We start from the raw sequence: 24764 nt of genomic DNA, 5'->3' as shown, positions 1-24764 counted from the left end.
CCTTTGGAAGCCAATTCCAAAGGCTTTTTTTTAATCACAAATCGCTGCAGCCTATGGGAACTGGAGGGTGAAAATGGAGAGTCGAATTAAATCGTTGTTTAACGACTATATCGTAGATGAAGCTTGTAAAAAATATGATATAGAATTAGAAAAACTCCAATTTATTGGTGGGTTTCAAAACTTTGTTTATGAATATCGACAAAATAATAAAGAGTTTATTCTACGATTTACTCATAGTTCCCTTCGTAGTATTGACCTGGTAGAGGCTGAACTTGAATGGATTCACTATCTGTCAGATAAGGGGGTTTCCGTTTCAAGACCAGTCCCTTCTACCAAGGGAAGTCTATTTGAAGTTGTGGACATCGGTAGATCTTACTTTATAGTCTCTTTGTTCGAAAAAGCTCAAGGTAAAAAAGCTCAATATCCAGACTGTTTGCATGATATTGATCTCTTTGAGAAATGCGGTATACTGACCGGAAAAATGCATAGGATGGCCAAAACCTATGTACCACGAAACAAGAGGCATGACTGGACACAAAACTATTACTTGCGAAATGTAGACAGCTTTATCCCTTTAACCCAGCTTCAGGTTTTGGAAAGCTACGAAGATCTCATCAATAGGATAATGAATCTCGACAAGGACAACGACTCTTACGGTCTCATTCACGGAGACATAAACGTTGGCAACTTTTTTGTAGATCAGGGCTCGATAACCTTGTTTGACTTTGATGAGTGTCAGTATAGCTGGTTTGTTGAAGATATAGCCGTTCAACTTTACTATCTAGTCTATGTTTTCGGGGATGACAGCCTTGATGAACGAAATATACAATGTCAGCGTTTCATGGAGTACTTTCTAAAGGGCTATATGAAGGAGAACACGATTACTGACTACTGGTTAAAACAGATACCCCTTTTTCTAAGGTTAAGGGAGATCATCGTTTATACCGGGATGTACCGAAGCTTTGACATGTCTAACCTAGATGACTGGACGAAAGATTATCTCACACAAAGTAAAAGAAGAATCGAAAATGGTATTTCTATTGTCGACTTCTAAGCCTGATTTTGAAAGAACATGCCCATTTCATCATCATTTTTGCGAGCATTTCCATATTAACTTTTCCAGGTCTCTTTCGACTCTTTAATTTTCCAGTTATCAGCTTTGAAATGTACAACGCCTTTCACGCCAAAGACAAGAACATATATCCCTAAAACAAAAAGACCGCGAAATACGCGGCCTCTGTCGACTATATGTTGTTGTCACCCGACAGCTGTTGTACATTTCCTTGCTATTCTTCAATTTTGTTTTAATTACTTGTTTTATATAGAATCATAAACAACGATATTTGTGTTCTCTGTAGTTACTACTACAATAGCATCATCAAAGTCCTCATCTGATCCATCTAGAACAATAATGGTATCTTCGTCTGTATTTATGAATAGATTAGACTCGTCATCGAAACTAATTACAATAGATAACTCTGTGTTCCCTATTTCCACACTCTCTATAACTTTTGCAAAATCATAAGAAAATAAATCAGTAGAAATACTAAAATCCATTTTCTCTCCAATGATGGTATTGAACTTTTCAACTAAATCTTTAACCATTATATTCTTCCTCCTTTAATTTGCCGAACAGTTCTACCCTCTTCAGTTATTACCCATTCTCTGCATATTAAATCAGTTTGTATGCAATCTGGGGCCATTGAAAGAAATAATAGAAGTGAATATCATACATTATTTTATCGTGGAAAAAAAGTGCTTTTCAAGTTCGTCACAATTTGGAGTCTATGGTTTCACCGAACTAGAAGAACAGAAAAGCCCTATCAGCCATTTCCCCTTAATGATCGAATAATAAACTTAAATGTTACAATAGGAAAGGGTTTGTAGGGCCGTTTATGTTATTTTACTCAATTAGATCTGGAAGCAGCTTTTCATAAATACTGAAGCCATCCGTCTTACCCGTGTAGGTAAAAGTAAGATGATGGTAAACTACCAGTTCCTTCATTCCTGCTTCATGAAAAACAAAACCCTCTCCTTGTGCGATCGCGCCCGCCAGATTATGATCATCTTTTCCTTTCAGCAAGCCACTCCACTGTGTTGATCCCATACTTTGCAACCATTTTTCATTTTGCAAATGCAATTCGAGAATCATCTTCTCATCCTCGGGACCAGCCTGGCACGGTTTATTCATAGGCACCTACCGCTTCAGGTAACTTCTTATACTCGGGTTTGCTCTTCACTATGTTGAATACAAACTCACGTAAATTTTCTAGCTTTCCGGCATCTTCCGTTTTCTCACAATCCTTCTCGGACCATTTGAATGATAATAGTTTTCCATTCATTCGAATACTCCAGCTATCTTCGGAAAAAGGAATTCTCTCACAATTCGATTTTGACACCAGCTTTAATTCCTTTAAAATATTTATTTCTCGCATTTTGTTGTAAATATCTTTTCGATCATTTTCGGAAAGTTTGATATTAGTAGTTATTGTACCATTCATCACAAGATCCTTAGTAACGATTGACTCGAACGTGTTGATTTCATTTTTACTAGTAATACCGTATCGAACTGAAAAATTAAAATCGTCTGGCATTTCATCGGGCATAGAGTTAGCTTGTTGATTGCAACTTATAAGAAATATAACCAGAATCAAGAATGGCATTAAAAATCTAGAGTATCTCATGAACGTCCCTCCTCTTTTTACAGACGTAATATGGAAAAAAATGTTTCGTGAGAAAGATAATAAACTACGACAAAAAAGAGCAGGCATCCGAACTTTGTTCAGATGCCTGCTCATATCCATTTTCACTATGACGTGTCAAGTAACCCTTGATATACGATAGATTGTCGTTTAATTAAACAAAGTATGTTTACCAAGATGCTCTCTCCCAGTCTTTTTGACGTTCTTGGCGGAACCGTTGAACCCATTTTTCTGTAACATCATCTGCTAGTCGATCCAACGCAGGCGGAGATACGATTACGTTGTCCGAAGGAATATTCAAGTACTCCAAAACTTTAAACACGGTTCCTTCGTAATCTAGAATAAAATCCTCATAGACAATTGTTAGAGGCACAATCCCCTCTTCAGAAAAGAATTCTTCCATTGCCGCTTCACGAATAGAACATTCCGTGAACAAATGATTGATCGCATCGAATTTATACTTATCAACAATGTCATGCTCCTGCGGTTTTTCACCATGCTGTCTGTGCCAYTCCCCAGAAACAATTGCTCTCCACCACGAAACCGCTAACCGCACTTTATTTCTTCGTGTCATATAGATATGCTTGTTGCAATTTGGGAATGCCTCACGCCATACATTAGCCTTGGTTGCTGTTCCAGGTAGTTCATAAAGCTTCCTAAAAGCATCAATCCACTCAGGGTTAAGTGAGGTCTTTACACCAAACACCCCATTCGGTGTTGTGCCCGCTTCCCACATTTGCTCGACATCATCTTTATTTATTGTGTTAGGATCTCTCCCATTCATCCATTCGCATGGATTTCCTGCTACCCCGGTTGATGCAAGCGCATGATTTAATAAAGTGCTTCCTGTACGTTGCGAAAACCAAATTGTATAGGATTGTTCAGGTCTCATTTATATCATCCTTTCATTTGTAAGTCGTCTTACCAGAACCAGACAATTTCCAAAACCAAATAACTCAAACTTTGTGACCATTCAAATGCTCCCAATCACTTCTCTTCATATGCTGAACTGCTCCTTTCTATGTGAACAGGTTTAATGGTTTACATGCAAAAAACCGTAAATGAGCAAATGTCCATCTACGGCTAATAGCAACATGGGACTGCAAAGCATACGCATCCTTTGCAGTCTCATTTAGGCCTTGCGACAATGATGAATGTTCATTCATGAACCTGTTCATCATCATCCCACCATTTCACATATTTGTATTAAGTTTATAGCTATTTCTTGTACGCAGTAAAGGTACTGTTCATTTATAAAATAATGATACCTAATCGGGCACATACGATAAACCTACTCTAATGTAAGAATTGCTTATACTTGTTGCAGTCTTTTTCTTATCAGTCTGATCTGGCCTCTATGGTTTATCTCATCCTCAAATACATGAAACCATTTAAAATAGTTGTTGGCCGGTTTATTGAACCAAAAAGGCTCTTCTTTATACAGCCATTCATCATCGACCGCTTTAAACAAATCAAACGTTCTATTACGCACTTCATTCAATCGTTCCACATAAAAGCTAAGGTTGTTCCCTTGAATGCTAGTTCTGCACTTTTCCCCCAGCTCTAAAGCAGCACCCCACTCGCTTAATTCTTCTTCATTTAGTTCTCTTCCTTCAAATGTTTCCACTTGATAAGCATATTCGACTGCAGCAAAATGAAGCAGCAACGCACCTATTGAGTTACTCTGTTCATCTAATAAAAAATCCAACTGTTCAGTATTTAACTCATTTATAGCAGTAATAGTTGTATGGCGAGCATAATTCATCATCGACAGTAGGCGACTAACTTGAGGAGTAAAACCTGGCAAATCGGTTATCAAATATAGTTGATCATCTATCATCAATTTTCGACTCTCCTTCTACTTCAAAATAGAGTTACTTCCTCGTCCTATGTAGAAGAATTCGTTAACCAGAATAAATACCCTTTAATTTACAATATAAAAGAAGGCCAACTATAAAGTAAGTACTTGTTTATCTAAAACCCTATATGGTCGGGGGAGATGGCAGCAGAATAGGACGATCATTTTAAAAAACGTAATAGGATAAGTGGTTTGAATGGATTTAGTCCATTCAAACACCGGTTTTTCCTTGTTTCTACGTGTTTGAATGGAAAAGGTCCAATCAAATAGGTTTCTAATGGCTCTTTGACGGCGAAACCGATGATTAGCTTGGATGAAATACATTCAAACGCCAAATGCAGTGTTTTGAGGTAGATTTGATTGTATGAAATACAGCCAAACCTCAATTAAAACGTTTAGAGGAAGCGTTGATTGTATGAAATACAGTCAACTATGACAAATGAAGCGCAAGCTCGTCTCACTATCTACTCTCACAATCCTCTTCTCACTATCTGTCATCCAATGATTCCAGTTTTGAGCCTAACAGAACTAAATATTCATAMAAAAATTCAAAAAAAGGCAGCTGAGAGCTCGAAAGCTCTACTACCTTTTCATTGGAAGCGCGATTCCCGCTCCTTTTTCAATATAATTTCTGTAGCTTATGCAATCCAAGAAATTATCCCTTTAAAGCGCCTGCCGTTAATCCCCCGGTAATTTGCCGTTGATAGAGCACGTACATAATAATGACAGGAATCATTGAGATGGCCAAACCTGCGAATAAAGGGCCCCACTCCGTCCTGTACTGCATTTCCGCCTGCATAATCGCAATCCCTACTGGAACTGTATACTTCTCAGGGTCATTTATTAAAACGGTGGCCATGATATATTCATTCCAGACGGTTAAAGCATTCATGATTCCTACAGTGACCAGACCCGGTTTGGATAAAGGAAGCATAATCCGGAAGAAAATGCCGTAATTCGAGCATCCATCAATTGTAGCTGCCTCTTCTATTTCTTTTGGGAGCGTTTTGTAGAAGCCAACCAAGAAGAAAATAGCAAATGGAAGGATCCCGATTGTGCCGACGGAATAAACCATCATAAGCCCAAATAATGAATTGGACATATGCATATCACTCAGCAGGAAAAACAACGGAATTAGTCCAAGCGTAGTTGGAATCATCATGGAAGCAAGATAAACAAAATACAGCAATCCTCTTCCTTTAAATATAAATCGAGCCAATATGTAAGCTGTAGTCGCAGCCAATATTAATGACACGATCATACTGCCGACCGTAACCATAATAGAGTTAAAGAAATATTCGCCAAAATGCGCACGATTCCATACATTTACGTAATTTTCAAAGTGGAATATAGTCGGAATATCCCAAGGCTTCCCCAGCATAACCTGTTGATTATCCTTTAAAGAGGTCAAAAATGTCCAAAGGACTGGATACAGGACAACAAGAGTCCACAACAGCAGCAGAATTCGAATTACCGATTTCGATAGGAGCAGCAATGGCTTCTTGGTTGAAAGCTCATTCACTTGATCACCTCATTACATTTCTATTGTGTCCCTACGAAGAACTCGGCTCAGAATCAAAGTAGTGATTAACGATATGACTAAAATCAGAACACCAATTGTTGCCCCGTAACTGAGATGATATTGTTTGAAGCCCATTTGATACAAATAATAACCTAACACTTGGGTTTGATTATCAGGACCACCGTCTGTCATAAGCTTCACGATTATAAAAGATCCATTCAGTGTCGTAATAACGATATGGATAATGGACGTTTTGAATTGCTCCCATATTAGCGGAAGTGTGATATTTGTGAACTGCTTCCACTCGTTCGCGCCGTCTATACCCGCCGCTTCGTACAAAGAGCTTGGAATGCCTAATATCGATGCGATGATAAGCAGCATATAAAATCCTATACCTGCCCAGACGCTAGGCGGGAGAAGAGACCACATGGCTAGATTGGGGGATCCCAGCCAGTTTGTAGCTACAGGATTGTCGGTAAATAACGATAAAAATGCATTGAGAAAGCCAAGCGTAGGATTATAGATAAAGCTCCACAATACCCCGATAACGACTACCGATATAATATTTGGAAAGAAGAACACTACACGATAAAATCCATATTCCTTGAGCTTTAATCTTGTTAATGCAACTGCAAAAAAAGTTGCCAATAGCATGATAAGTATGACTTTCCAGAAGACGAGGAAGTAATCATTCATGATCGCTGTTGGTATAATGGGATCCGCAAAAAGCTCCTTATAATTGTCGATCCCGATAAAATTCATCGTTTCCGATCCACCCGACCAGTCAAAGAAGCTTAAATATAGTCCGCGGATAAGAGGATAGATTGTAAATATAGAAAATAGGGCTAACGTCGGAAGCAAAAAGCTCGCAATAAACAACGCTCGACTCCATGATTTTGTAGTCTTCCTTTTCTTTATAATCGAACTCAAGGTTACATTCCTCCTCCCTTATGATTTGAAAGAACAATCAGAGGAACATTGTCCTCTGATTGTTAGTTTGATGAGAGGTGGACCTATTTACGCGCTTTCGCTGCTGCTTTCTCCATACGATCAATCCACTCGTCAGGTGTAATTGTTTTTTGCAGCAAAGCGATTGTCGCATCGTTTTGCGCTGTCTCAAGATCAGCATTCAATTTAAAGACCGGTGCAACTATCGTGTCACTGCCGTTAAAATATTTCATTGCTGTCTTAACTACTTCACTAGCGCCAGTTGATTCCAGATCAGCTTTGACGTTCATAAGAGCACCAGTTAGCTCAGCCCAACGAACAGCTGCTTTCTTGGTGAAAATAAACTCGACAAATGCTTTTGCAGCCTCAGGGTTTTTCGCTTTCTTCGCGATTGCGATATTACTTGTGTAAGGAATCGCTACATATTTACCGCCAGCATTTTGCATAACAGAAGGAATGAACCCAAATTTAAAGCCAGCTGGAGTATCCTTACTCATTTCATTTTCCAGCCACAAGCCATTCGGAATCATAGCATCCTTATGCTGCAAGAACAGCATTTGTGAATCCGTATGGTTCATACCAAATGATGCATTATCGAAGAACTCTTTATCACGCATAGTAACAAGCTTAGCCAATGTTTTCTTAACTGCATCGTTATTAAATGAGCCTTCTTTAGCTGCTTCCTGGTCCTTCAGGATTTGTGGATTATCGCCATTCTCCGAAACAAAACCAGAGTTTAACAATCCGCCTACAATGTAGTAAGGATATTTGCCTGTATGAATGTACGGATGAGTTCCTGCTGCTTTGATTTGCTCACTTGTTGCCATGAAGCTTTCAAAATCGGTTGGAACTGCCCAGCCCTTCTCTTGGAAGAGAGCCGAGTCATAGAAAGTACCCCATGAACCGAATACTAATGGAATGGTAAAGTTTTTGCCGCCAAAATCTTGAGGAGTTGCAATCAAGTTACTAACAAGATTTTCACCGTCAACATTTTTCGCATCCTTAACCCATTCTGTAATATCCATCAATTGATCATCTTGGACCATTTGAGTTTCGTTCGATCCAGCACCATCGATGTACACAACATCAGGAGGATTGCCTTGAATCCAACGAGGCTTCATTTGTTCGTTTATTTGGGAGCCAGCGGACTCTTTGATCTTCACATCAGGGTACTTTGCTTTAAACTCGCCAATGACTTCTTTCCACCAAGAATCACCATAGCCGCCAACGAAATATTGAATTTCTAAATCTCCCGATAATTTTGGTTCCTCTGCAGGCTTAGCTGTTTCTTCAGTCTTTGGAGCATCAGTAGGCTTTTCATTTGCCGGTGTGTTGGTCGCCTTTGTGTTGCCGTTGTTGCCGCAAGCTGATAAAGATAACAGGACGAGAAAAAGTGCTAACCCCGTTGTTACTCTCTTTTTAACCTTGTTTCCCATTGCTTGTAAACCTCCCTTAAAGTATCTTTCCTGTATTCAATCGTCCACTTCCGCTGAACTCTAGCTGCTTGATATTGATTCTGTTTTTTTATTATATAAGTTATGAAAGCGCAGCCACATGATATCTTTTGAAGTTAAATTGATGTTTTTTGTTCAAATCTTCACCCTCAATTACAATTCTTAAGATAAGTATGCAAAAAGGCTGTAAGCACTAAAAAGTGCTTACAGCCTTCATACCCTCCAACCTGTTGAAACAAGTCATGTACGGTTTTAAACAGTATTAAACAAGGTCCGCTTTTCGTTTTCTTTACGATAGGCTAGTGGACTGAGTCCTGTGACCTTCTTGAAAATCCGGCTAAAATGCTCTGGGTTGACGTATCCTACTTTCTCCGCAACATCATAAATTTTCAAACCGTTTTCCAAGCCTTCTTTCGCTTTGTCAATTCGCAAATTCGTTAAATAGGAAATAAAATTAGTCCCGATTTCCTTGGAGAATTGTTTGCTTAGGTAACTCTCGCTAACTCCTACCATTTCGCAAATATTCGATAAATGAACATCCTCATCAAAATGATTTTCAAGTATCGCCTTTGCTTTGGCGACAATGGGGCTGAGCCAAGTCGTTGAATGTTGCGCTTTTGGATGCAGTTTTTCATGAAGTGAATCTAGAAATAGCTCTACCCACTGCACAGTTTCATCCCATGTTTCCAGATTGCGAACATGTTCCACTGGATGAGGAAACTTCTCATGGAGCTTTTCCCAAGATACTCCATTCTGGTAAATGATAGAGCCTGCCTCCCAAATCAGATCACTGAGTGCTGTCTTAATGTGTTCAGGTGATGAGGGGAACCGTTCGACTAGCCGCTCAAAGCCAAGCTGCAGCCGTTTTCTCCATAATGTAGTGTCTGCATCCTTTAACGTCCTCAGCAGCTCTGACTTAATAGGTGTCCACTCTTCTTTCCAATCGTCCGCATCTATATTATAGTGCCTTTCCGCTTCGGGATATAATAAATGATCGTATCCATGATAGTAGCTTAGGATGGATAACCGTTCAGCTTGTCGAAACAATCGGTTCCATTGCGTAAGGCCATGCCCGACATCACTGATCCCAATTGATAGCTTAAGATTTAGAAACTGACGCAGTCTCATACTTACATCCGTCAACACAGTATGGGTCAGTCTTCGAATGGCCATTGTGCTGCATTGCCCAGGAAAAGTGAAGAACAGCGTGTAATGACGATCATCATGACGACATACACGGCATACCCCATCATTTCGGTCTGTATTTGTTACTGTCCGAATAGTCTGCAACACTAAGCGATGGATATGCTCAAACTGAATCACCTGGGATAATCTGATTAAGGCAACCACTTGATTTTTCTCTCCCAATTGATTCCGTACTAGCTCCAAGCCATATTTCAATTGTTCATTTTGTTCATCATCCATTTGCATCGTCTCATCAGATACAGAGAGACGATGCAGCATCGAGCTGACAATAGCAGATTCATCTTCAACAGGCTCTTCCGAATCCGTTTCCGTTTGCCGCCTGATTAATTCATCTACCGTTTTTTGCAGGACTGGTGCTATATAGTCTTCGTCTAATTTGGCTTTTAGCATATAATCGAAAGCGCCAAGTACAAATGAATCCCTTACAAATGAATAGTCCTCATACGCGCTGAGCATGATGATCAATGGCTGACGGGATAATGAGGTCTCTCGAAGTGCTTTAAGCAGCTCAACCCCATTCATACGCGGCATCTGAATATCAGCCAAAATGATGTCAATATCCTGTCGTTCACGAAGAAGGGCTAACGCCTCTTCCCCGTCACCAGCCTCTCCCACAATTTCAATATCCGTAGAAGTTAAAGAAATATATTCTCGAAGTGCTAATCTGGCTAAAGGTTCATCATCAACGATGAAAGCATGGTATTTCGCCATCATATACCCCCTATGTTTTTCATTTATCAAAATTTAATGGAAAATGAAAACCATTGTTGTTCACGATTTGAACCGCTTTGCTCCAATTCTCATTCATCTTCTTTAATATGTCCTCTACCTTTGCACCTGCAAAAATCTCTTGTGCTAACTTCTTCTCATCATATTGGGCTTCGTTCTTCACCTTTACGAATTTCTCATCTAACCCATCATACATAAATGGCTCGAATGGATGACTGCTGTTCACTCTATTGAAAAAGGGCAGTACAGAAGTCACATCTATCATAGTAGATGAGTTCTGCGAATTATTAATATAAGCTTGATAGACTTCAGGACTAAACATCCACTCCAGAAAGGCTATCGTTTCTTCAGTGTTTTTAGAGTTTTTGTTAATAGCCATAAACTGATCGGGCATTGTTACCGCCTGTAGGCGGTCTTCTTTCGTTGCTCTCCACGGCAGGGTAAACGCATCTAAATCATTATCGGTATCCACTTTAGACATATGATCTGAATAATACCATTGTCCAAGAGCGATCATAGCAGCTTGATTGGATTGGAATAATTGTGTAGCTTGATCAAAACCAATGCCAAGCGCATCTGGTCCAGCCAGCTGATCCTTTGAAATCTTAGCGATCATCTCCGCTGCTTTCCCAAAAGCTGAATCATACCCAAACGGCTTTTCTATCCCAGCGATACTTGATAAATAATATTCATTTCCTGCTAAAATAGGAGGACCAAACTCAATAAATGGATAAAAAGTCCATTCATCTTTACCGCCGATTGCGATGGGTATGTATTTTCCATGCAATTTAATCTTCTCGAGTACATTCATAAATTCATTTAATGTCTGAGGAACCTCGACGCCAACCTCTCGAAATATACTGGGGTGATAATAGACATATTCCGAAAAGGAAACAAGCGGTAAACCAAGAATTTGGCCATTCAGCACTGCTGGATACTTATTTCTAGTCGTAGCACTTAATGAGTTGAGTGAAAGCAGCGATGCTTTATAAATAGTCAGATGACCCGGCTTCAGATAGAATAGGTCGGGTAAATCATTTGCTGCCAATCGTACCTTCAAATATTGACCGCTGTTATCCGGAATCGTTTCTACTTCAACCGTTACATTTGGCTTAATAATGGAATACTCTTTCACTTTTTCAGTCCAAAATTCGATATCCGTTTTTGCTTCCCAAATCCCAAATTTGATTTTGACCGGCTGACTATCGTTTGGTACTGGCTTTACATGCTGAAGATTCTTACTATAGGTACTGACCGTTTCGATTTTATCTGTCCCATTATAGTTGATGTATCCAATAAGCAGACCTATACTGATAAGGCTTACAATTAAAACCGAACCTACTACTTTATTAAATCTCATTTATATGTCTCCCTATGCGGCTTGAAATGATAACGCTGTCATCACCATTTATGTAATCATACATGGAAAGTTATCCGATCAATATGACTATTTTGGTTCTAGCATGATCTTTTATGCAACCTATTTACCGAACGAAATATCGGCTATCTCCTCATCTGGCTCACTAATTAATGGCATTCGAATCCTTACCTTCGTGCCACGCGGAAAATTGGGCTCATATTGCAAACCATAATGATCACCATAGTGCAGTTGTATCCTTCTATGGACATTCCGATTTCCCATTCCGCTAAAAGTATGGATGGGTGTTCTCTCATCAGACTGCGTCATCATTTCTTCCGACATACCCACTCCATTGTCTGCAATCGTAATGATTAAATCCTGTCCTTCTGCTATGACTGAGACCTCTATTTTCCCCGAATAATCTATTTCTTTCAAACCGTGTATAATGCTATTTTCCAGAATGGGTTGCAGCAGGAGCTTCAATAAATAATGATTAGATACCTCAGGATCGATATTCCATTCCGTCTGAATAGGCCGTCCAAAGCGAATCTCCATAATATATAAATAATGCTTCAAATGATCGATCTCTTCCGTAATGGTGGTCAGCAGCCCGCCTCGATTAAAGGAGGACGCCAATAAACGAGTCAGCGCATGAGTCATGTTACGAATATTATCTGCCTTACTAATTAGCGCCATATATTTTATGGAATTTAAAGTGTTGATAAGGAAATGCGGATTAATCTGCGACTGCAGCGCGGCAAATTCAGCTTTACGCTTCTCCACCTCTTGTCTTTCATGCTGGTCGATTAACTCTTGAACCTGCCTTGTCATTTGATTAAAGGAATTGCCCAGCCGCACCATTTCCATGCTTCCTGATACCGTATACCTCGCACTGAGATCACCACCGGATACACGTACCATTTGACGAAGCAAATCACGAATGGGTTCAGTGACGTTATTGACGAAATAAAAAGAAACGAGTACAAACGCCAAAATGATTAATATGGCAAGAAACCATACAAATGAATTAACGTTCAAATAATTAGCCATTAAATCCGAATAGGGAATCATTTGTACGATAAACCAACTCGTTTGATCAACTCTAGCATATGTAATCAGTTTTTTCACACCGTCTGAATCCTCCACGAAGGACCCTTCGTCATTCCGACCAATTTCTGAAATTCTATTGTTTGAAAGTAAACTGCCTCTTTCAATAATCGTATTGGATGCTATAATTTCACCTTTTTCACTTACAATATGAAGGACGGATTTTGAGTTATCACGCGACTGCAAAATATGGTCGAAAGCTCCACTTTCAAACGTAAACAAAATCATTTCTAATTTAGATAAAGGATTGGTATCACTTGGGGAGAGTGCGGCAGCCATCATATAAGAATTATAATTGCCATAAAGGGTATTGGGGAGCATTCCCAAAAATCGCACACTATCAGGGGATCTAGTCGTTTCTTTATACCATATTTGTTGCCGAGTGACGGAATCCACTTCCATCATATTTCTCAAATAGGAATAAGACTTTCCATTGTCAAAAAAGAAGTTGACCGAAAGAACGCGGCCGGAGACAGAGGCGGTGTACTTCTCTATTAATATTTTCAGCTTATTACTGTCATATTGCTTCTCGATACCGTTCTTAATATGTACATCTGAAACCGTTGATCTTACATCCTGATCCACGCCGATCGAAGCAAATAAACCAGTCATTCGACTAATTTCCTGACTAGCAGAATAAGCCAGTGCTTGCGAGGTTTGTATGGAGCGTTCTGTATTTTGCTGCAAAATATCCTGCTTATAAATATTTAAAATAACGGCGCAAATTAAAATGACCGGTATGATGACTACTACAATAAAGAAAAGCCTTAATAATGTGGACATACGCAGATTTTTTTGCATATTGACTCCTCTGTTTAAACATATATTGCATTGTTACCGATGCATTATTCTACATGCAACTACAAATTTCCTTTTTCATGGAAAATAAAAATACTAGGTAACAAATATAGATAACCCTATTATAAAAAAAAATAGAATCCCATCTAGTTGTAGGATTCCATTTGTGAGTTAATGCTTAATTGATTGAATCAATAGGTTGTACCATTTCTTCAACATTCCTAGCAACACGAAAACCGCAGTTTCCTGTCGAGCTGTCAGGTGTATTCGAGCTTCTCGCAGCTAAGCGATAACGGTTGCAATAGGAACGGTGGCACAAATATGAGCCGCCTCTCAACGATTTCTTGCCGGTAGGCTCTATAAATTCAGGGTTTTCTGCCGAAGTAAGTTTATGRTAGCCCGGGCTGAACAAATCCGCGCACCATTCCCACACGTTGCCTGACATATTATATAGGCCATAGCCATTAGGCTCGTACGCATTCACCGGAGCTGTACCTACATAACCGTCGCTTGCGTTGTTTTTGATCGGAAATTTCGCCTGCCATATGTTGGTTGTCTAAGTAAAAGGGCTTCGCCGTCCTCAAAACAGCTGTACACGTTTGTATTGAGCTATCAAATGAGGCTAAACACATAGATATCTATCCTTTCTGATAGTGCGAGAAGAAGGGGCGGTCAGCCCCTTCTTCATTTAATGCTCCACAACGACCATTGCATATCCATTAACCTTCGGAAGAGAAATGCGGATATAGCCGTTCACAAACTCATAAGCCAAAGGCTCTTTCCCCGGCGCTAAATGGACACTCGCTGCATTGTCACCCTTCAAGTACACGATCCCATCAACAAGTGTCTGCACGTCTTCGATCACGTTGTACTTGCCCCTCGGCTCCGGATGCGTCAACTTGATATGAACCATGCGTTTGTTTTCTTTCGACGTCACCGTCACGCGAGCCGTCGTTGGAATCTCCTCGCATTTGATCAGTGGCTCCGGCAGCAGCTGCTTTAGGCTGAAACCTACCATGTACTTATGAACATTCGCGGCATACTGCATATACGCTCCGAAGATCGGGAAGCAGAACTGAATGATTTTGCCCGACCTCGCCACCGCCGGACGCCCCGCATACCGATCCGCCGGTGTGTAGAACTTGCCATGAAATCCGTCCCACTCCCGGTTGAAGTACGGCTGCCAGTATTCCGCGATTTCCTTCGCGCCTTCCTTCGCCTGCAGCAGAATGCCCTGTTTGTAAATGCCGCACAGCATGTCTGGTACTTCTCCCCCGGTATTCTCCAACATACGGAAGTATGAGTTGTTCCACGGGTCTTCGCCTTCATAGGCCATGTTCCATTCTTCGAGCGCGAAGGCCGTGCCTTCGGGATTCAAGCCCGAGTGCCCGGAGCTGATGACGCCGCCACCAGCCGCGATATACAACTCCAGCTTAGGATTTAATGCAGGCGTAATCCGTACATTGTCCGGCAGGATGATTACCTTGTACTTAGACAGGTCATGGTTTTCGTTGATGATATCGTAAGTCATCTTCAACTCGCCCAGCATACGTACCGCACCGTTGTGACATTCATCCAGCTTGCCGCCCGCCAGTGTTAAGATGCCGATGTCAGCAATGGCCCTGGCGTGGTCCGTCCACGGTTCATATCTTTCCAGCTCCTCATAGATTTCTCCGATGACCTTGAACACCGCCGGCTCCAGCCCATCGCGAGGATGCATATGATCGCCGATCGACGTCGGAACACCATTACTAAGCGCATCCCAACAATCGTTCAGCAGCGACGCCTTGCTTTTCAAACCGCCGAAATCTCCCCAGTTCACATTAAACCTTCCGGTCATGTAGAACACTTGTTGTCCCAGATTGCGCGCATAAGCGACTTGAGCCGGGAAGAAATCGTAGCTCCACCCGCTTGGCAAACATTCGATCTCGATGTGCGTACGCAACTCTTCCGTATCGGCGTGATCCAATCCGTTCAAATAGAGGAACTTGTCGGGACCGACGATCTCCTTCACTTCCCGGGAGAAATCGAGCAACGTTTCCTTGGCGAATGCCAATACGTGCTCATCATTCTGCGGATCTCTTCCACTATTCCGCACGCCTTCCAGACACTCATTGCCATAACACGGATTAATGACCATGCAATCCAGGAAAAATCCTTCCACCGGATACCGCTCCGCCACCTCGCGAATCATGCCCAGTAAGTAGTCCCGGTAACCCGAGTTAAAGCACATGTTACGGAAGAAGTTCGCCGTCCGATCACCATAGATGACCTGGCCTTCCTTATTCACAACTGTCCATTCCCGATGCTTGCGGGCCATCTCGTGGTCCAAGCCAGCATTGAAATAGGCAGTTACACCAATATCAACCTTACGGCATTCCTCGACGATCTGTCCGAACATATCGAAGTTAAGATGCGGGTGTACGACTCCGATTTCCGTCGGATAATAAGCGAACCCGATATTACATTTCGCAAAAACATTCACGTATTCCACGCGCGCATCTTTTAATGTCTTAGCGAATACCCTTGCGTCGAAATTAGCTCCGAAATCTGGAATGTCAGGCATCGTGTGGAAATCGATGTGTATGGCTCGTTTAATCGTTCTCATGGAATATTCTCCTCATCATCTATTTCGTTAGACTGAAATCCATTTGAAATTCGTAAACAATATGTTTTCGTCCGGCCAGCCCTCTTCTGGTTTGCACAGCTCCAAATAGTTAACATCTTCCCAGCCGGACAAAGCTTCGCCGCTTTCTTCGTGCTTGAACGATTCCGGAATGAGGGTAAACGTCTGCCATCCTCCCGGTTCTTCTAGCGAGGCAGGACAAATATAATTGCGCGAATGCGACATATAATAGCGCCGATGCACGATGATCTTGAAATTTGCTGCATTCCGGCTAAAGATTTGGAAGGAAAGCGCTTCGCCCTCCCTCCCCTTATATTCCGGATCACCTAAACTGTAGGTTATGGGAGAAAGCTGTTCGTCTGGACGAAATCCTCTTACCCCATCCTCGCTCGCGACTGCCTTGATCGGGCTGTATCGATGGGGAAACGGATCCGGATTCGGACTGTTGGTTACCCATCCTCCCAGTCCGTCGCGGCCGTCATAGATGACATTAGTACGGCGTTCTCGATCCGGCACGGCAAAATCTGCATTCTCGACATCGCCCAGCATTTCCTTCGCTAGGTTGCTGGATAAGCAAATACCTGATTCATAATAAACATTGGCATATACGTAAACCGTGCCGCGGTAATCCTTCACGTCGAGAAGAACACTCCGAGAATCGCCGCCCGTGAAAGTGCCGAGCGGTCTCCAATGGCGAGTTGCCGCATGCGGATTTCCAAACGCATAATAGGCCTCAACCCTGGTTACGGTCTGTGCAGAATCAGGACTGATCGCAAGCTCAGAGCGGCCCTGTTCATCGATCCGAATGAAAACCTCTGGCGTCTGCGGCCATTGCGCTTCCCCTTTTAACCACGTATTCATCCATCTGTGAATATTGTCCCCTTGCTCCCAATGGATGTAATGACTAAAGCCCGGCGTAAATGCCGCTCTTCGCGGGGTCTGCTCCGGCAAGGCAGACAGCATATTGAACGACCGATCCATAATGCCGTAGAAATCATTGGTCGCGTTTATATACAGCAACGGGCTGTGGATATGGGGCGCATAAGCTTCCGGCTCCATGCCCTCCCTCCAAATACGAGCGGCTTCTTCGGAGTATTCCGGTTTATCGCCTGTTGCCAGACAGAATTCTTCCTTATACGTGTGCCAGCCCAGTCCATAGATGGCGCAGCTAGCACGTATACGCTTATCCGTCGCCGCCAGCGTCCAAAGCAATGTTCCGCCCATGGACACGCCGAATGCGCCCAGCTTTCCCGGGTCAACCTCCGCCTGTTCGGACAGCAGGGTCAACGCCCTCCGTGCGGCTACAGCCCATTCGTACCAGGAGGAGGCCCGCACGTTCGGGACGGTCGCCATCATTCGCTCGCCGGCGTCCAGATGATTGGCATGCGCCAACGCGCTGCCCCAGTCCGTATAAGCCTGGCCATCCGTCCGTCTGCCGCCCCAGTTAAAAGATAGGGCAGCATAGCCGCGTTCGTTCCAATAGTGCAGCATGTCTTTGTTAACCGTCTGCCCTCCCCCATGAACATGCAGAATGCCAGGCAACTGCTTACCGCCCATCGGAGCGCTGTAAACGCCGTAAATCCGGACTTTTTCCTCGCCGATCGTTTTTCCCGTAAAATACATTTCTTTGAAGCTATTCCCGTCTTTCGTCCACTGCTTCAACACTTCGACTTCCAACGGCTCCAGGCTCGGGTCATAATCCTTCCATACTTGCTCTGGTGTCAGCATTTCCCCTTGGAACATAGGATAATCCAATCTCCTTAACTTGTATTTTCTACCATTCTATCCCTTTACTGCCCCGGAAACTACCCCGGAAATAATATACTTCTGAGCAACCAGAAAGAGGATGAGCACCGGAAGCGCTGACAGGATCAGATCCGCGAACACATAATTCCAATCGCTGAAATATTGACCGAAAAAGCTGTAGCTTCTTCATCCGCTTCGATCCGGCAAGAGAAATGGTGCTCATAGCGCGCTTTCATTAAATCGAGGTAATTGCGGACATGAGAGATTTCATCCATGAGCGTGATATCTTGCTCGTCGAACGTCGACACATACCTCAGCATTTATGTTGTCCTCCCGTGTTGCATTGTCAAAACGCGGTACCGGGAACACCCGGCACCGCGCTCCTGAATGCTACTGCTTCTTGAATATTTCCACGTCGTCAAAGTAAATCGTGTCGCCCTTGTTGAAATCGTTCAGGATGATGAAGTAACGCAGGGAAACGGTCCCCGGTGCGATTTCAAACTGAAATTCGAACGGTGTCCAAGAGCCCGAGGAACGGACGGCAGCTCGCTTACCGGAGGAAACGTTGCTCGTGACGTTTCCGTTTACATCCAATTGATGAACGACAAAGCTCAGCTTTCCACTCGTCTGGACATCGGTATTAAAGCGGAAAACACCAAAGTAGTGACCCTCTTGCACAGGCAAGGTTTGTAGCGGTCCGCCACCACCGGCAGCATTTTGTCCAGCCTGAAGTCCATCAGCAACCAGACTATAGGTCCCAGTACGGACTACTGAATCTGATCTTGTGAAGCCATCTCCCCAGAAAGTCCAGCTTTGCGCTTCCGTGCCTGAAATCCAATTTTCGAAAGCACCGTTTAACGCAATCGAAGTCAGACCTTCAGCCGTACCGGATTTGATGACAGGATCAGAGTTAACGGCTTCCTTAGCATGATAGCTGACGCTATACACCGCATTCTGATCCCACAGCTGCTCATCGCCCAACGCTTCGGATACAAAAGTAACACTCCTGCGCTTTCACGGTATATAGACCATTTGCCAGCGATAGATGAAAAGGAAGAAGCTCCGTTTTTGAGACGATAGACGATAAGTCAGCAATAGATATTTCTCCACATGACCTCTTATTTTGTGAAAAAAAGAAGCCCGCAACACCATGCAGGGCTTCAAATCGAACTATTTTTCTTGCGATATTGGTATCTGACTGTCTACGCTTAAACCGTAAGGTTACCCTTAAAGCTCCAAGACTCGCTATTGGTGACCTGGCTAGAGTCTTCCCAAACAGGATTTCCACCTGCTAAATGACATGACTTAACTTGACGCACTTAAACTATCCTGCCCGTTAGCTTAACAAAGAAAGAGAGCAGCTGCCGCAGCAAACTGCTCCTAGTTAGTTCAACTATCGTGTCTCGTTAGCGTAACAAATACATATACCTGTCTTAAATCTTTTTGTCTGTTTGAGTCTTTATGTATTGTCTGAATCGCATAATAGAAATAGGTAAATGCCCAACTCCAAGAAGAAAACAAGATATAATCGGTATCAATTGAGGTATAGTGGGGTAATTTGGTCTTCCATCCCCCACTGGTCCTGTTTTAGGTTGATGAATATCCCACAAACCATATATAAGGCTGACTACTGGTATTAAAATACAAATGACACTTACAACTATATGGAATATATACTTGTTCAAGCCCCCACCTCCTCAATGAAAATCGTCCAATATCTGGATCTCCTGCACGTTAACGTGGAAAAGTAGCCCCATTGATCCAACTTCATGCCTTCTTGTCATTGTTCAGCTATCGTGTCCCGTTAGCTCAACGAAGAATGTGTTGCCAGTTTGGAGGCAATTCATAGTCCCTAATGTGTTTGTATTCTAGAACCATTACAGCTCCCGAATTATCTATACGAAACTTCATCGAGTCTATCCCTACATCCAAATGAGGTCCCACATACGGAAGCACTGTAACACTAACATCAATATGCGAAGTATGATATTCAACGTTTAGTTCAGTCCCTCCTAAAAAAGCCAAGGTCTGCGCCACGGGACAATACCTTTTTCCAATAGGTTGATAATTCGTTCAGTGACCATATCATAAATTTTAGGTGTCGGTGCACGGCTGGAATTCGCCTCCGGCGCCGCGTTCCAGCTTCTCCAGCACGGGGAAGATGGTCGGGTGGAGCACGTAGCGGCCCATGATGGCCAAATCGGAAGGCGCGTTCTCGGGCGCGGGCTTTTCTACGAGCCCATTGGCGACGTGCGTGCCGCACTTCGCCCTGACGGAGGAGACGATGCCGTATTTGGACACGTCCTCCWTCGGTACCCGATTGACGCCTACTCGCAAGGAATGAAGCTTATCGATAACATACCAAAAACCCGCTCAGCGAGCGGGTTTTTGAGGTGCTAATGCATTCTTTTAATTATAAGGAATAGATTTCATTTCGGACATATTCCCCATATAATCCTCCAGAACGATGCTGATGACGGATCCCTTCTCCGGCAGAGGAAGTCCATTCAGATCATGATATCCGCGAATAAAATAATCGGTTGTAACACCCTGATCGTTCTCCGTTGGCTTAACTGGCTGGCCGTTGACCGTAATGTACATATGCCACCAATCCTTCGAAGACGGGACGTCGATCCCAAGCTTATCACCATCGATATAATAACCACCATCGAACGGTTCAGAATAAAGATCCTTCATTTTTCCTGAAGAACTTACGGTGTCAAGCACTCCCCCTTCTTTATCCAAGGCGGATACTTTCAATAGGTAACGATCATCGTCCTTCACCGGCACTTCCCATTTGAACAAACCCAATGCGGAATCCACGGTTTTCGTATACGTATCCTTCCTTCCGTCTGTAAAGCTTACGTCAAACCGAACTTGGCTTGCGCGGTTATGCTTGTCCCAGACGATATCGAATCCTTCGACCGTTGCAATGGCGTTAACATTCGAGAGTTGGTCCTTGTCGTCAATAGCAACGACGGCCGGTTTGCTCTCGGTCTGATCGATGCCGACAGCAGTCAATTTGAGGGCCATAACGTCCGGCTCCAAGCTCTTTATATAGAAATTGCTGCCGTATACGCCGCCCCAAAATACCTCTTTTCCATTTTTCAGCTGCGCATAGAGATTGTACTGCTTCACCTCGCTATAATCTTCCATGTTCCAGACGACATCGGCTTCGCCGGTATCATATCGATTTTCTATAGCAAAACCGGCAGGTTGGCTTGGTGTATAGTTTTTCCCATCCGTTATCTTAAGTTCTCCAATATTCACCTGGTAGCCCTCAATGGCCGCTCCCTTCGGATCAAACGCAAGTCCGATTACGGCAAGTTCCCGATCTGCGTAAGCGTGCAAATCCAATTCCGCTGTCGTATAACCATTTGTTTTTTCACCGCTGTTAGGAACGGATACATATTCAACCTGTTTCGGATTGTCTTTGAAAATAAGTCCCAGCTGAATTTCCGAGCGATCGCTTGCCGACGACTTATTAAACGTAATCGAAGCTTTTGTTGTTTTCTTAACGTCCAAATCCGTCTTGTATAAACGCAAGAAATTTTTGGCGTCCAAGCTGCCGTTAACGACTAGTGAGCTTCCGCCTTTGTAGCCGCCGATCGGCTTATAGGTGAACTTGTCGCCGTTCTCCACGGAATCGCCGTAATCAAAATCGACTTGAAGCTTGGTACCTTCGCTATCGATCCACCACTGCCACGTCGGCAAAATATCCTGCAAGTTGATGTTCGACCATTCGTCATCGTTTGATACTTTTCCGTCTACGTAGTACTTCATGCCGTGGCCTGTATTAAAGGTTGTTGAAAAAGCGCTTCCATTAACGACCGAACGTTCTGAAATATACCTTGATATCCCTGTCCATTCCGAAGCGTCCTGCACACCGACATCCGGTCTTGCAAATCCTTTCTGCTTGTCGGAATTGGTCGGATCGATCTTAACGCCGGTATACCACATACGCTCGCGCTCGGCGATCATCCACTGATGGTCGTCATTTTTGCTCGGGTCGCCTATATTTTCGTCAAGCGCTTGCTGGACGAAAAGGCCGCCAAGCGTCGCGATGGAGGTCATTGGATTTCCTGTCACCGGATCTAAGATGACATCCAAGTTACGAGTCGAGTTATGACTTCCTCCAAAGCGGCCCATTCCCGCTTCAACGCCGGAGAAGACGGTTTTAAGCGGATCGATTCCTCTACTTTTGGCCTCTTCGACGGTCTGTTTAATATACTTCTGATCTGTGCTGTCTCCATTGTTCCATCCGTCGTGCGAGTTCCAGTTGTAGTTCATAAAGATAGAGTTGTTAATCATTCCTCCATTTGCGTCATCACGAACGAACGAGCTGTGCGAAGAAATAAGTGAAGGCTGGTAGGTCAATTTGCCCTGCGTATCATCTACCGTGTCATACCACTGCGTATAGACGCCCGCATCCACCAATGTTTTTGTAAATGCTTTATATATCTTAATATGTTCCGGTTTAATCGACGTTTCTTGGTTAATAAAATAACTGTCAAAGCCGAAATATTCCTTCATCTCGATTAGCTTCTCCGCGACCGGGAACGTTCCGTCTTCTCTTTGCTTCAACAGCAGATCATAAGGTTGTCCGCCGCGTGGGATAAAAATGCAGGCTACGGATTTTACGCCGTTTTTGTGCGCCGCATTGGTATAAGCGGGATTAGGCAGGTCTACGATGCCGTACTCAAATGCCCCGTTATGCCCGGCGTCATTCGGATCATATAAGCTGGAGGGTACGTCTTCCGTAGGAGTCCCATGCCAGCCTCCATAATAATCGGTATATTGCCAGAAGTTAAAGAGATAGTTCGAAAACTCGTTATTGTAAGGCGTTGCGCCACGGGGAGCGTCATCGTAATCACCAGTAAGGTTGAAAAACTCGGTATTCGGACTCAGCTTCGGATTCGCTTGGGTTGCGGCAAACGCATCGTTTCTTTGCTGCGTAGGCACATGTGCTCTTAATCGCTTGGCGTTCGGATCGGTTTCCGGTGACCAATTCTCAATATCGACAGCCCGGTATCCGTGGGTCACCGGTTGGTTTTTTCCGAATGCGGCATCGCCCGTGGGTGGCATGGAGTCCCCCGCAAAAACAGAATGAGGAACCGTCGAGGGGATCATGGCGGATGCTYCTGCAAGTGCTGTTTTTCTATTCTTCAATTCACTTTCCTCCTATTTTGTTGTTGTGATGCTAAATCGTTGTGGCCTATCCATTTTTTATAAAAAATATTGAAAGGGCTTTCAAAACAGGATGCTTTCAATTCGGCATCACCCTTCTTAAAGGGTTGTTTTCCCTTTTTTTACAGTGATTATTGTAACACCAACGAAGACAGGGGACTAGTCTCCATTGATTACTTTTGTGTCTTTTGTTTGAATAAAAGAGGTCAACCAGTAATAAACTGGCTGACCTCATACTACGAACTTATCCGTGTTCCGACATGATTTGCCGGAATCAACTAACGAAGCACTCGAATCCTTCTAAACTGTTCTCAAACATAATTGGTTTTCCATACTCGACTCCACGAAAGTCTTGTGCTCTGGCCACATGTTTGAATTTAGCGATATCTACGCCAACAATTAATGTAGCAGAAGTGATTTGAATTATTTTCTGATTTTGAGTAGAATTCATAGTGTAGTCTCCTTGGTATGTTTTTTTGGATCCGATGCTGGCCAGCAACTGGGACCCATTAACATCATACCAAGGAGTCTTTTTGTGTTTCAAACCTTATATTTCATCATAATAGGAATGCTGCCCGTTAGCGTAATGAAAAAATGGAGCCGTTGCCGACTGCAACTGCTCCATGGTGCGATGAACTAACGTTACCCGTTAGCTTAATAATAAAAATTATCAAATTATTTTAGGAGTTTTATTTGAGGATCGTGAGCATCTAGTGGAGGAGAATCCTTCCGATAATATTGATATTGATTTCTCCCCAATTCTTCTAAAAGCTCTTTCTTTAATTGATCTTTTTGTGATTGAAACTCTTTATCTACTAGAGCCTTTATTTCCTCTTTTTGCTTATCCGTTAATGAGCTCGAATTCGTTTGATTTGATGCTGCATTAACTACTGTTGAGATCGAGAACAATAATATGGCTAAAATTATGTAGAGACCAAATCTTCGTGACATGCTACACAACTCCCTTCAAACAATAATAATATTTATTCGGCTTGATCTTAAATTCTTATTCCACTTATTAATATTTTATGCTACTTGTCCCAACTCCATTGATAACACGCGTTTACATATAACGTCGTTTTGCGAAATGAGTCGAGTAGAATGCAGGCCTACCATTTTGTAGGTTTGACCTGCAAGCCCTCACAGATCCGTACGTGCCCAATTAAGGCATACGGCTCTTCAAATCATCTTACTGAACAAAGGCCTTAGCCTTGCGTTTCCCATAGATATTCACATAAATGCGAGGTTCCGGTAATGGGTTTCGTTTTAGGAATTGGTTGAAGCTCCCCCAATTAAAGCTTTGTTTCTGGCTTCTGCGGTTTAGCCATTTCATCAGCGCCTTTTCTATCTCTCTCTTAAACTTGACTAGATTCGGGTGGTTATCCGTGATCCCATAATATCGGTAATGTCCGGTTAATTTCTTGCGAATCGTTGCCATTAAGATTTCCAACTTTTCATGGCGATGCTGCTTCATCCAAATCCCGAACGTCTTAACTTTATTCTTGTATTTCTTTGCGCTTG

At 42.9% G+C, this 24764-nt stretch carries 20 protein-coding genes and 4 pseudogenes; 1 reads left to right on the top strand and 23 read right to left on the bottom strand.

Going from position 1 to position 24764, the window contains the following annotated elements:
* Positions 1–73 precede the first annotated feature (73 nt).
* A complete protein-coding gene (locus AC1DWN_RS07505; protein ID WP_477558275.1) occupies positions 74–1054 on the top strand; it encodes a phosphotransferase enzyme family protein in 981 nt (326 codons plus the stop codon).
* A gap of 263 nt (positions 1055–1317) precedes the next feature.
* On the opposite strand, the gene AC1DWN_RS07500 is transcribed toward AC1DWN_RS07505, so the two are convergent.
* The 23 genes and pseudogenes from AC1DWN_RS07500 to AC1DWN_RS07390 form a co-directional block, all read right to left on the bottom strand.
* Positions 1318–1605 (bottom strand): hypothetical protein, encoded by a 288-nt coding sequence (locus AC1DWN_RS07500; protein WP_477558274.1) that lies wholly within the window; start codon positions 1603–1605, stop codon positions 1318–1320.
* A gap of 298 nt (positions 1606–1903) precedes the next feature.
* Positions 1904–2191 carry a hypothetical protein gene (locus tag AC1DWN_RS07495; protein WP_477558273.1) on the bottom strand — a complete coding sequence of 96 codons (288 nt, stop codon included), beginning with the start codon at positions 2189–2191 and terminating at the stop codon, positions 1904–1906.
* Positions 2184–2684, bottom strand: a complete 501-nt coding sequence (locus AC1DWN_RS07490; RefSeq protein WP_477558272.1) for a hypothetical protein — start codon at positions 2682–2684, stop codon at positions 2184–2186. The genes AC1DWN_RS07495 and AC1DWN_RS07490 overlap by 8 nt, the downstream gene beginning before the upstream one ends.
* A gap of 187 nt (positions 2685–2871) precedes the next feature.
* Complete coding sequence (locus AC1DWN_RS07485; protein WP_477558271.1) at positions 2872–3594, bottom strand: Stf0 family sulfotransferase; 723 nt, start codon at positions 3592–3594, stop codon at positions 2872–2874.
* A 420-nt stretch (positions 3595–4014) separates the two neighbouring features.
* On the bottom strand, positions 4015–4542 hold the full coding sequence (locus tag AC1DWN_RS07480; protein WP_477558288.1) for a DinB family protein: 528 nt from the start codon (positions 4540–4542) through the stop codon (positions 4015–4017).
* A gap of 673 nt (positions 4543–5215) precedes the next feature.
* The gene (locus tag AC1DWN_RS07475; RefSeq protein ID WP_477558270.1) at positions 5216–6082 is read right to left on the bottom strand and encodes a carbohydrate ABC transporter permease; all 867 of its coding nucleotides are present in this window, start codon (positions 6080–6082) and stop codon (positions 5216–5218) included.
* Positions 6083–6094: 12 nt separating this feature from the next.
* Positions 6095–7003, bottom strand: a complete 909-nt coding sequence (locus AC1DWN_RS07470; RefSeq protein WP_477558287.1) for a carbohydrate ABC transporter permease — start codon at positions 7001–7003, stop codon at positions 6095–6097.
* Positions 7004–7095: 92 nt separating this feature from the next.
* Complete coding sequence (locus AC1DWN_RS07465; protein WP_477558269.1) at positions 7096–8466, bottom strand: extracellular solute-binding protein; 1371 nt, start codon at positions 8464–8466, stop codon at positions 7096–7098.
* Between the two features lie 270 nt (positions 8467–8736).
* Positions 8737–10404, bottom strand: a complete 1668-nt coding sequence (locus tag AC1DWN_RS07460) for a response regulator (RefSeq protein ID WP_477558268.1) — start codon at positions 10402–10404, stop codon at positions 8737–8739.
* A gap of 16 nt (positions 10405–10420) precedes the next feature.
* Positions 10421–11779 (bottom strand): ABC transporter substrate-binding protein, encoded by a 1359-nt coding sequence (locus AC1DWN_RS07455; protein WP_477558267.1) that lies wholly within the window; start codon positions 11777–11779, stop codon positions 10421–10423.
* A gap of 120 nt (positions 11780–11899) precedes the next feature.
* Positions 11900–13687 (bottom strand): cache domain-containing sensor histidine kinase, encoded by a 1788-nt coding sequence (locus AC1DWN_RS07450; RefSeq protein WP_477558266.1) that lies wholly within the window; start codon positions 13685–13687, stop codon positions 11900–11902.
* Positions 13688–13862: 175 nt separating this feature from the next.
* Positions 13863–14234, bottom strand: a pseudogene (locus AC1DWN_RS07445) (formylglycine-generating enzyme family protein); the annotation flags it as partial.
* Positions 14235–14372: 138 nt separating this feature from the next.
* Complete coding sequence (locus AC1DWN_RS07440) at positions 14373–16292, bottom strand: beta-galactosidase trimerization domain-containing protein (RefSeq protein ID WP_477558265.1); 1920 nt, start codon at positions 16290–16292, stop codon at positions 14373–14375.
* A gap of 27 nt (positions 16293–16319) precedes the next feature.
* Positions 16320–18053, bottom strand: a complete 1734-nt coding sequence (locus AC1DWN_RS07435; protein ID WP_477558264.1) for an alpha/beta hydrolase family protein — start codon at positions 18051–18053, stop codon at positions 16320–16322.
* 128 nt (positions 18054–18181) lie between these two features.
* Positions 18182–18376, bottom strand: a complete 195-nt coding sequence (locus AC1DWN_RS07430; RefSeq protein WP_477558263.1) for a histidine kinase — start codon at positions 18374–18376, stop codon at positions 18182–18184.
* A gap of 70 nt (positions 18377–18446) precedes the next feature.
* Complete coding sequence (locus AC1DWN_RS07425) at positions 18447–19004, bottom strand: hypothetical protein (RefSeq protein WP_477558262.1); 558 nt, start codon at positions 19002–19004, stop codon at positions 18447–18449.
* Positions 19005–19489: 485 nt separating this feature from the next.
* Complete coding sequence (locus AC1DWN_RS07420; protein WP_477558261.1) at positions 19490–19741, bottom strand: hypothetical protein; 252 nt, start codon at positions 19739–19741, stop codon at positions 19490–19492.
* 124 nt (positions 19742–19865) lie between these two features.
* Positions 19866–20078, bottom strand: a pseudogene (locus AC1DWN_RS07415) (DUF3888 domain-containing protein); the annotation flags it as partial.
* A 72-nt stretch (positions 20079–20150) separates the two neighbouring features.
* A complete protein-coding gene (locus tag AC1DWN_RS07410; protein ID WP_477558260.1) occupies positions 20151–20393 on the bottom strand; it encodes a sugar phosphate nucleotidyltransferase in 243 nt (80 codons plus the stop codon).
* 72 nt (positions 20394–20465) lie between these two features.
* Complete coding sequence (locus AC1DWN_RS07405; protein ID WP_477558259.1) at positions 20466–23225, bottom strand: endo-beta-N-acetylglucosaminidase; 2760 nt, start codon at positions 23223–23225, stop codon at positions 20466–20468.
* A gap of 298 nt (positions 23226–23523) precedes the next feature.
* Positions 23524–23694, bottom strand: a pseudogene (locus AC1DWN_RS07400) (IS110 family transposase); the annotation flags it as partial.
* 224 nt (positions 23695–23918) lie between these two features.
* Positions 23919–24194, bottom strand: a complete 276-nt coding sequence (locus AC1DWN_RS07395; RefSeq protein ID WP_309000217.1) for a hypothetical protein — start codon at positions 24192–24194, stop codon at positions 23919–23921.
* Between the two features lie 238 nt (positions 24195–24432).
* A pseudogene (locus AC1DWN_RS07390) lies at positions 24433–24764 on the bottom strand (group II intron reverse transcriptase/maturase); the annotation flags it as partial.

This window comes from Paenibacillus sp. P4_A7 (assembly GCF_056402455.1).
This window is presented reverse-complemented; position numbering and strand designations above follow the sequence as displayed.

Coding starts and splice junctions, on each gene's coding strand:
- AC1DWN_RS07505 (WP_477558275.1), top strand. CDS start 74: ATGGAGAGTCGAATTAAATCGTTGTTTAACGACTATATCGTAGATGAA.
- AC1DWN_RS07500 (WP_477558274.1), bottom strand. CDS start 1,605: ATGGTTAAAGATTTAGTTGAAAAGTTCAATACCATCATTGGAGAGAAA.
- AC1DWN_RS07495 (WP_477558273.1), bottom strand. CDS start 2,191: ATGAATAAACCGTGCCAGGCTGGTCCCGAGGATGAGAAGATGATTCTC.
- AC1DWN_RS07490 (WP_477558272.1), bottom strand. CDS start 2,684: ATGAGATACTCTAGATTTTTAATGCCATTCTTGATTCTGGTTATATTT.
- AC1DWN_RS07480 (WP_477558288.1), bottom strand. CDS start 4,542: ATGATAGATGATCAACTATATTTGATAACCGATTTGCCAGGTTTTACT.
- AC1DWN_RS07465 (WP_477558269.1), bottom strand. CDS start 8,466: ATGGGAAACAAGGTTAAAAAGAGAGTAACAACGGGGTTAGCACTTTTT.
- AC1DWN_RS07460 (WP_477558268.1), bottom strand. CDS start 10,404: ATGATGGCGAAATACCATGCTTTCATCGTTGATGATGAACCTTTAGCC.
- AC1DWN_RS07455 (WP_477558267.1), bottom strand. CDS start 11,779: ATGAGATTTAATAAAGTAGTAGGTTCGGTTTTAATTGTAAGCCTTATC.
- AC1DWN_RS07450 (WP_477558266.1), bottom strand. CDS start 13,687: ATGCAAAAAAATCTGCGTATGTCCACATTATTAAGGCTTTTCTTTATT.
- AC1DWN_RS07440 (WP_477558265.1), bottom strand. CDS start 16,292: ATGAGAACGATTAAACGAGCCATACACATCGATTTCCACACGATGCCT.
- AC1DWN_RS07435 (WP_477558264.1), bottom strand. CDS start 18,053: ATGTTCCAAGGGGAAATGCTGACACCAGAGCAAGTATGGAAGGATTAT.
- AC1DWN_RS07430 (WP_477558263.1), bottom strand. CDS start 18,376: ATGCTGAGGTATGTGTCGACGTTCGACGAGCAAGATATCACGCTCATG.
- AC1DWN_RS07395 (WP_309000217.1), bottom strand. CDS start 24,194: ATGTCACGAAGATTTGGTCTCTACATAATTTTAGCCATATTATTGTTC.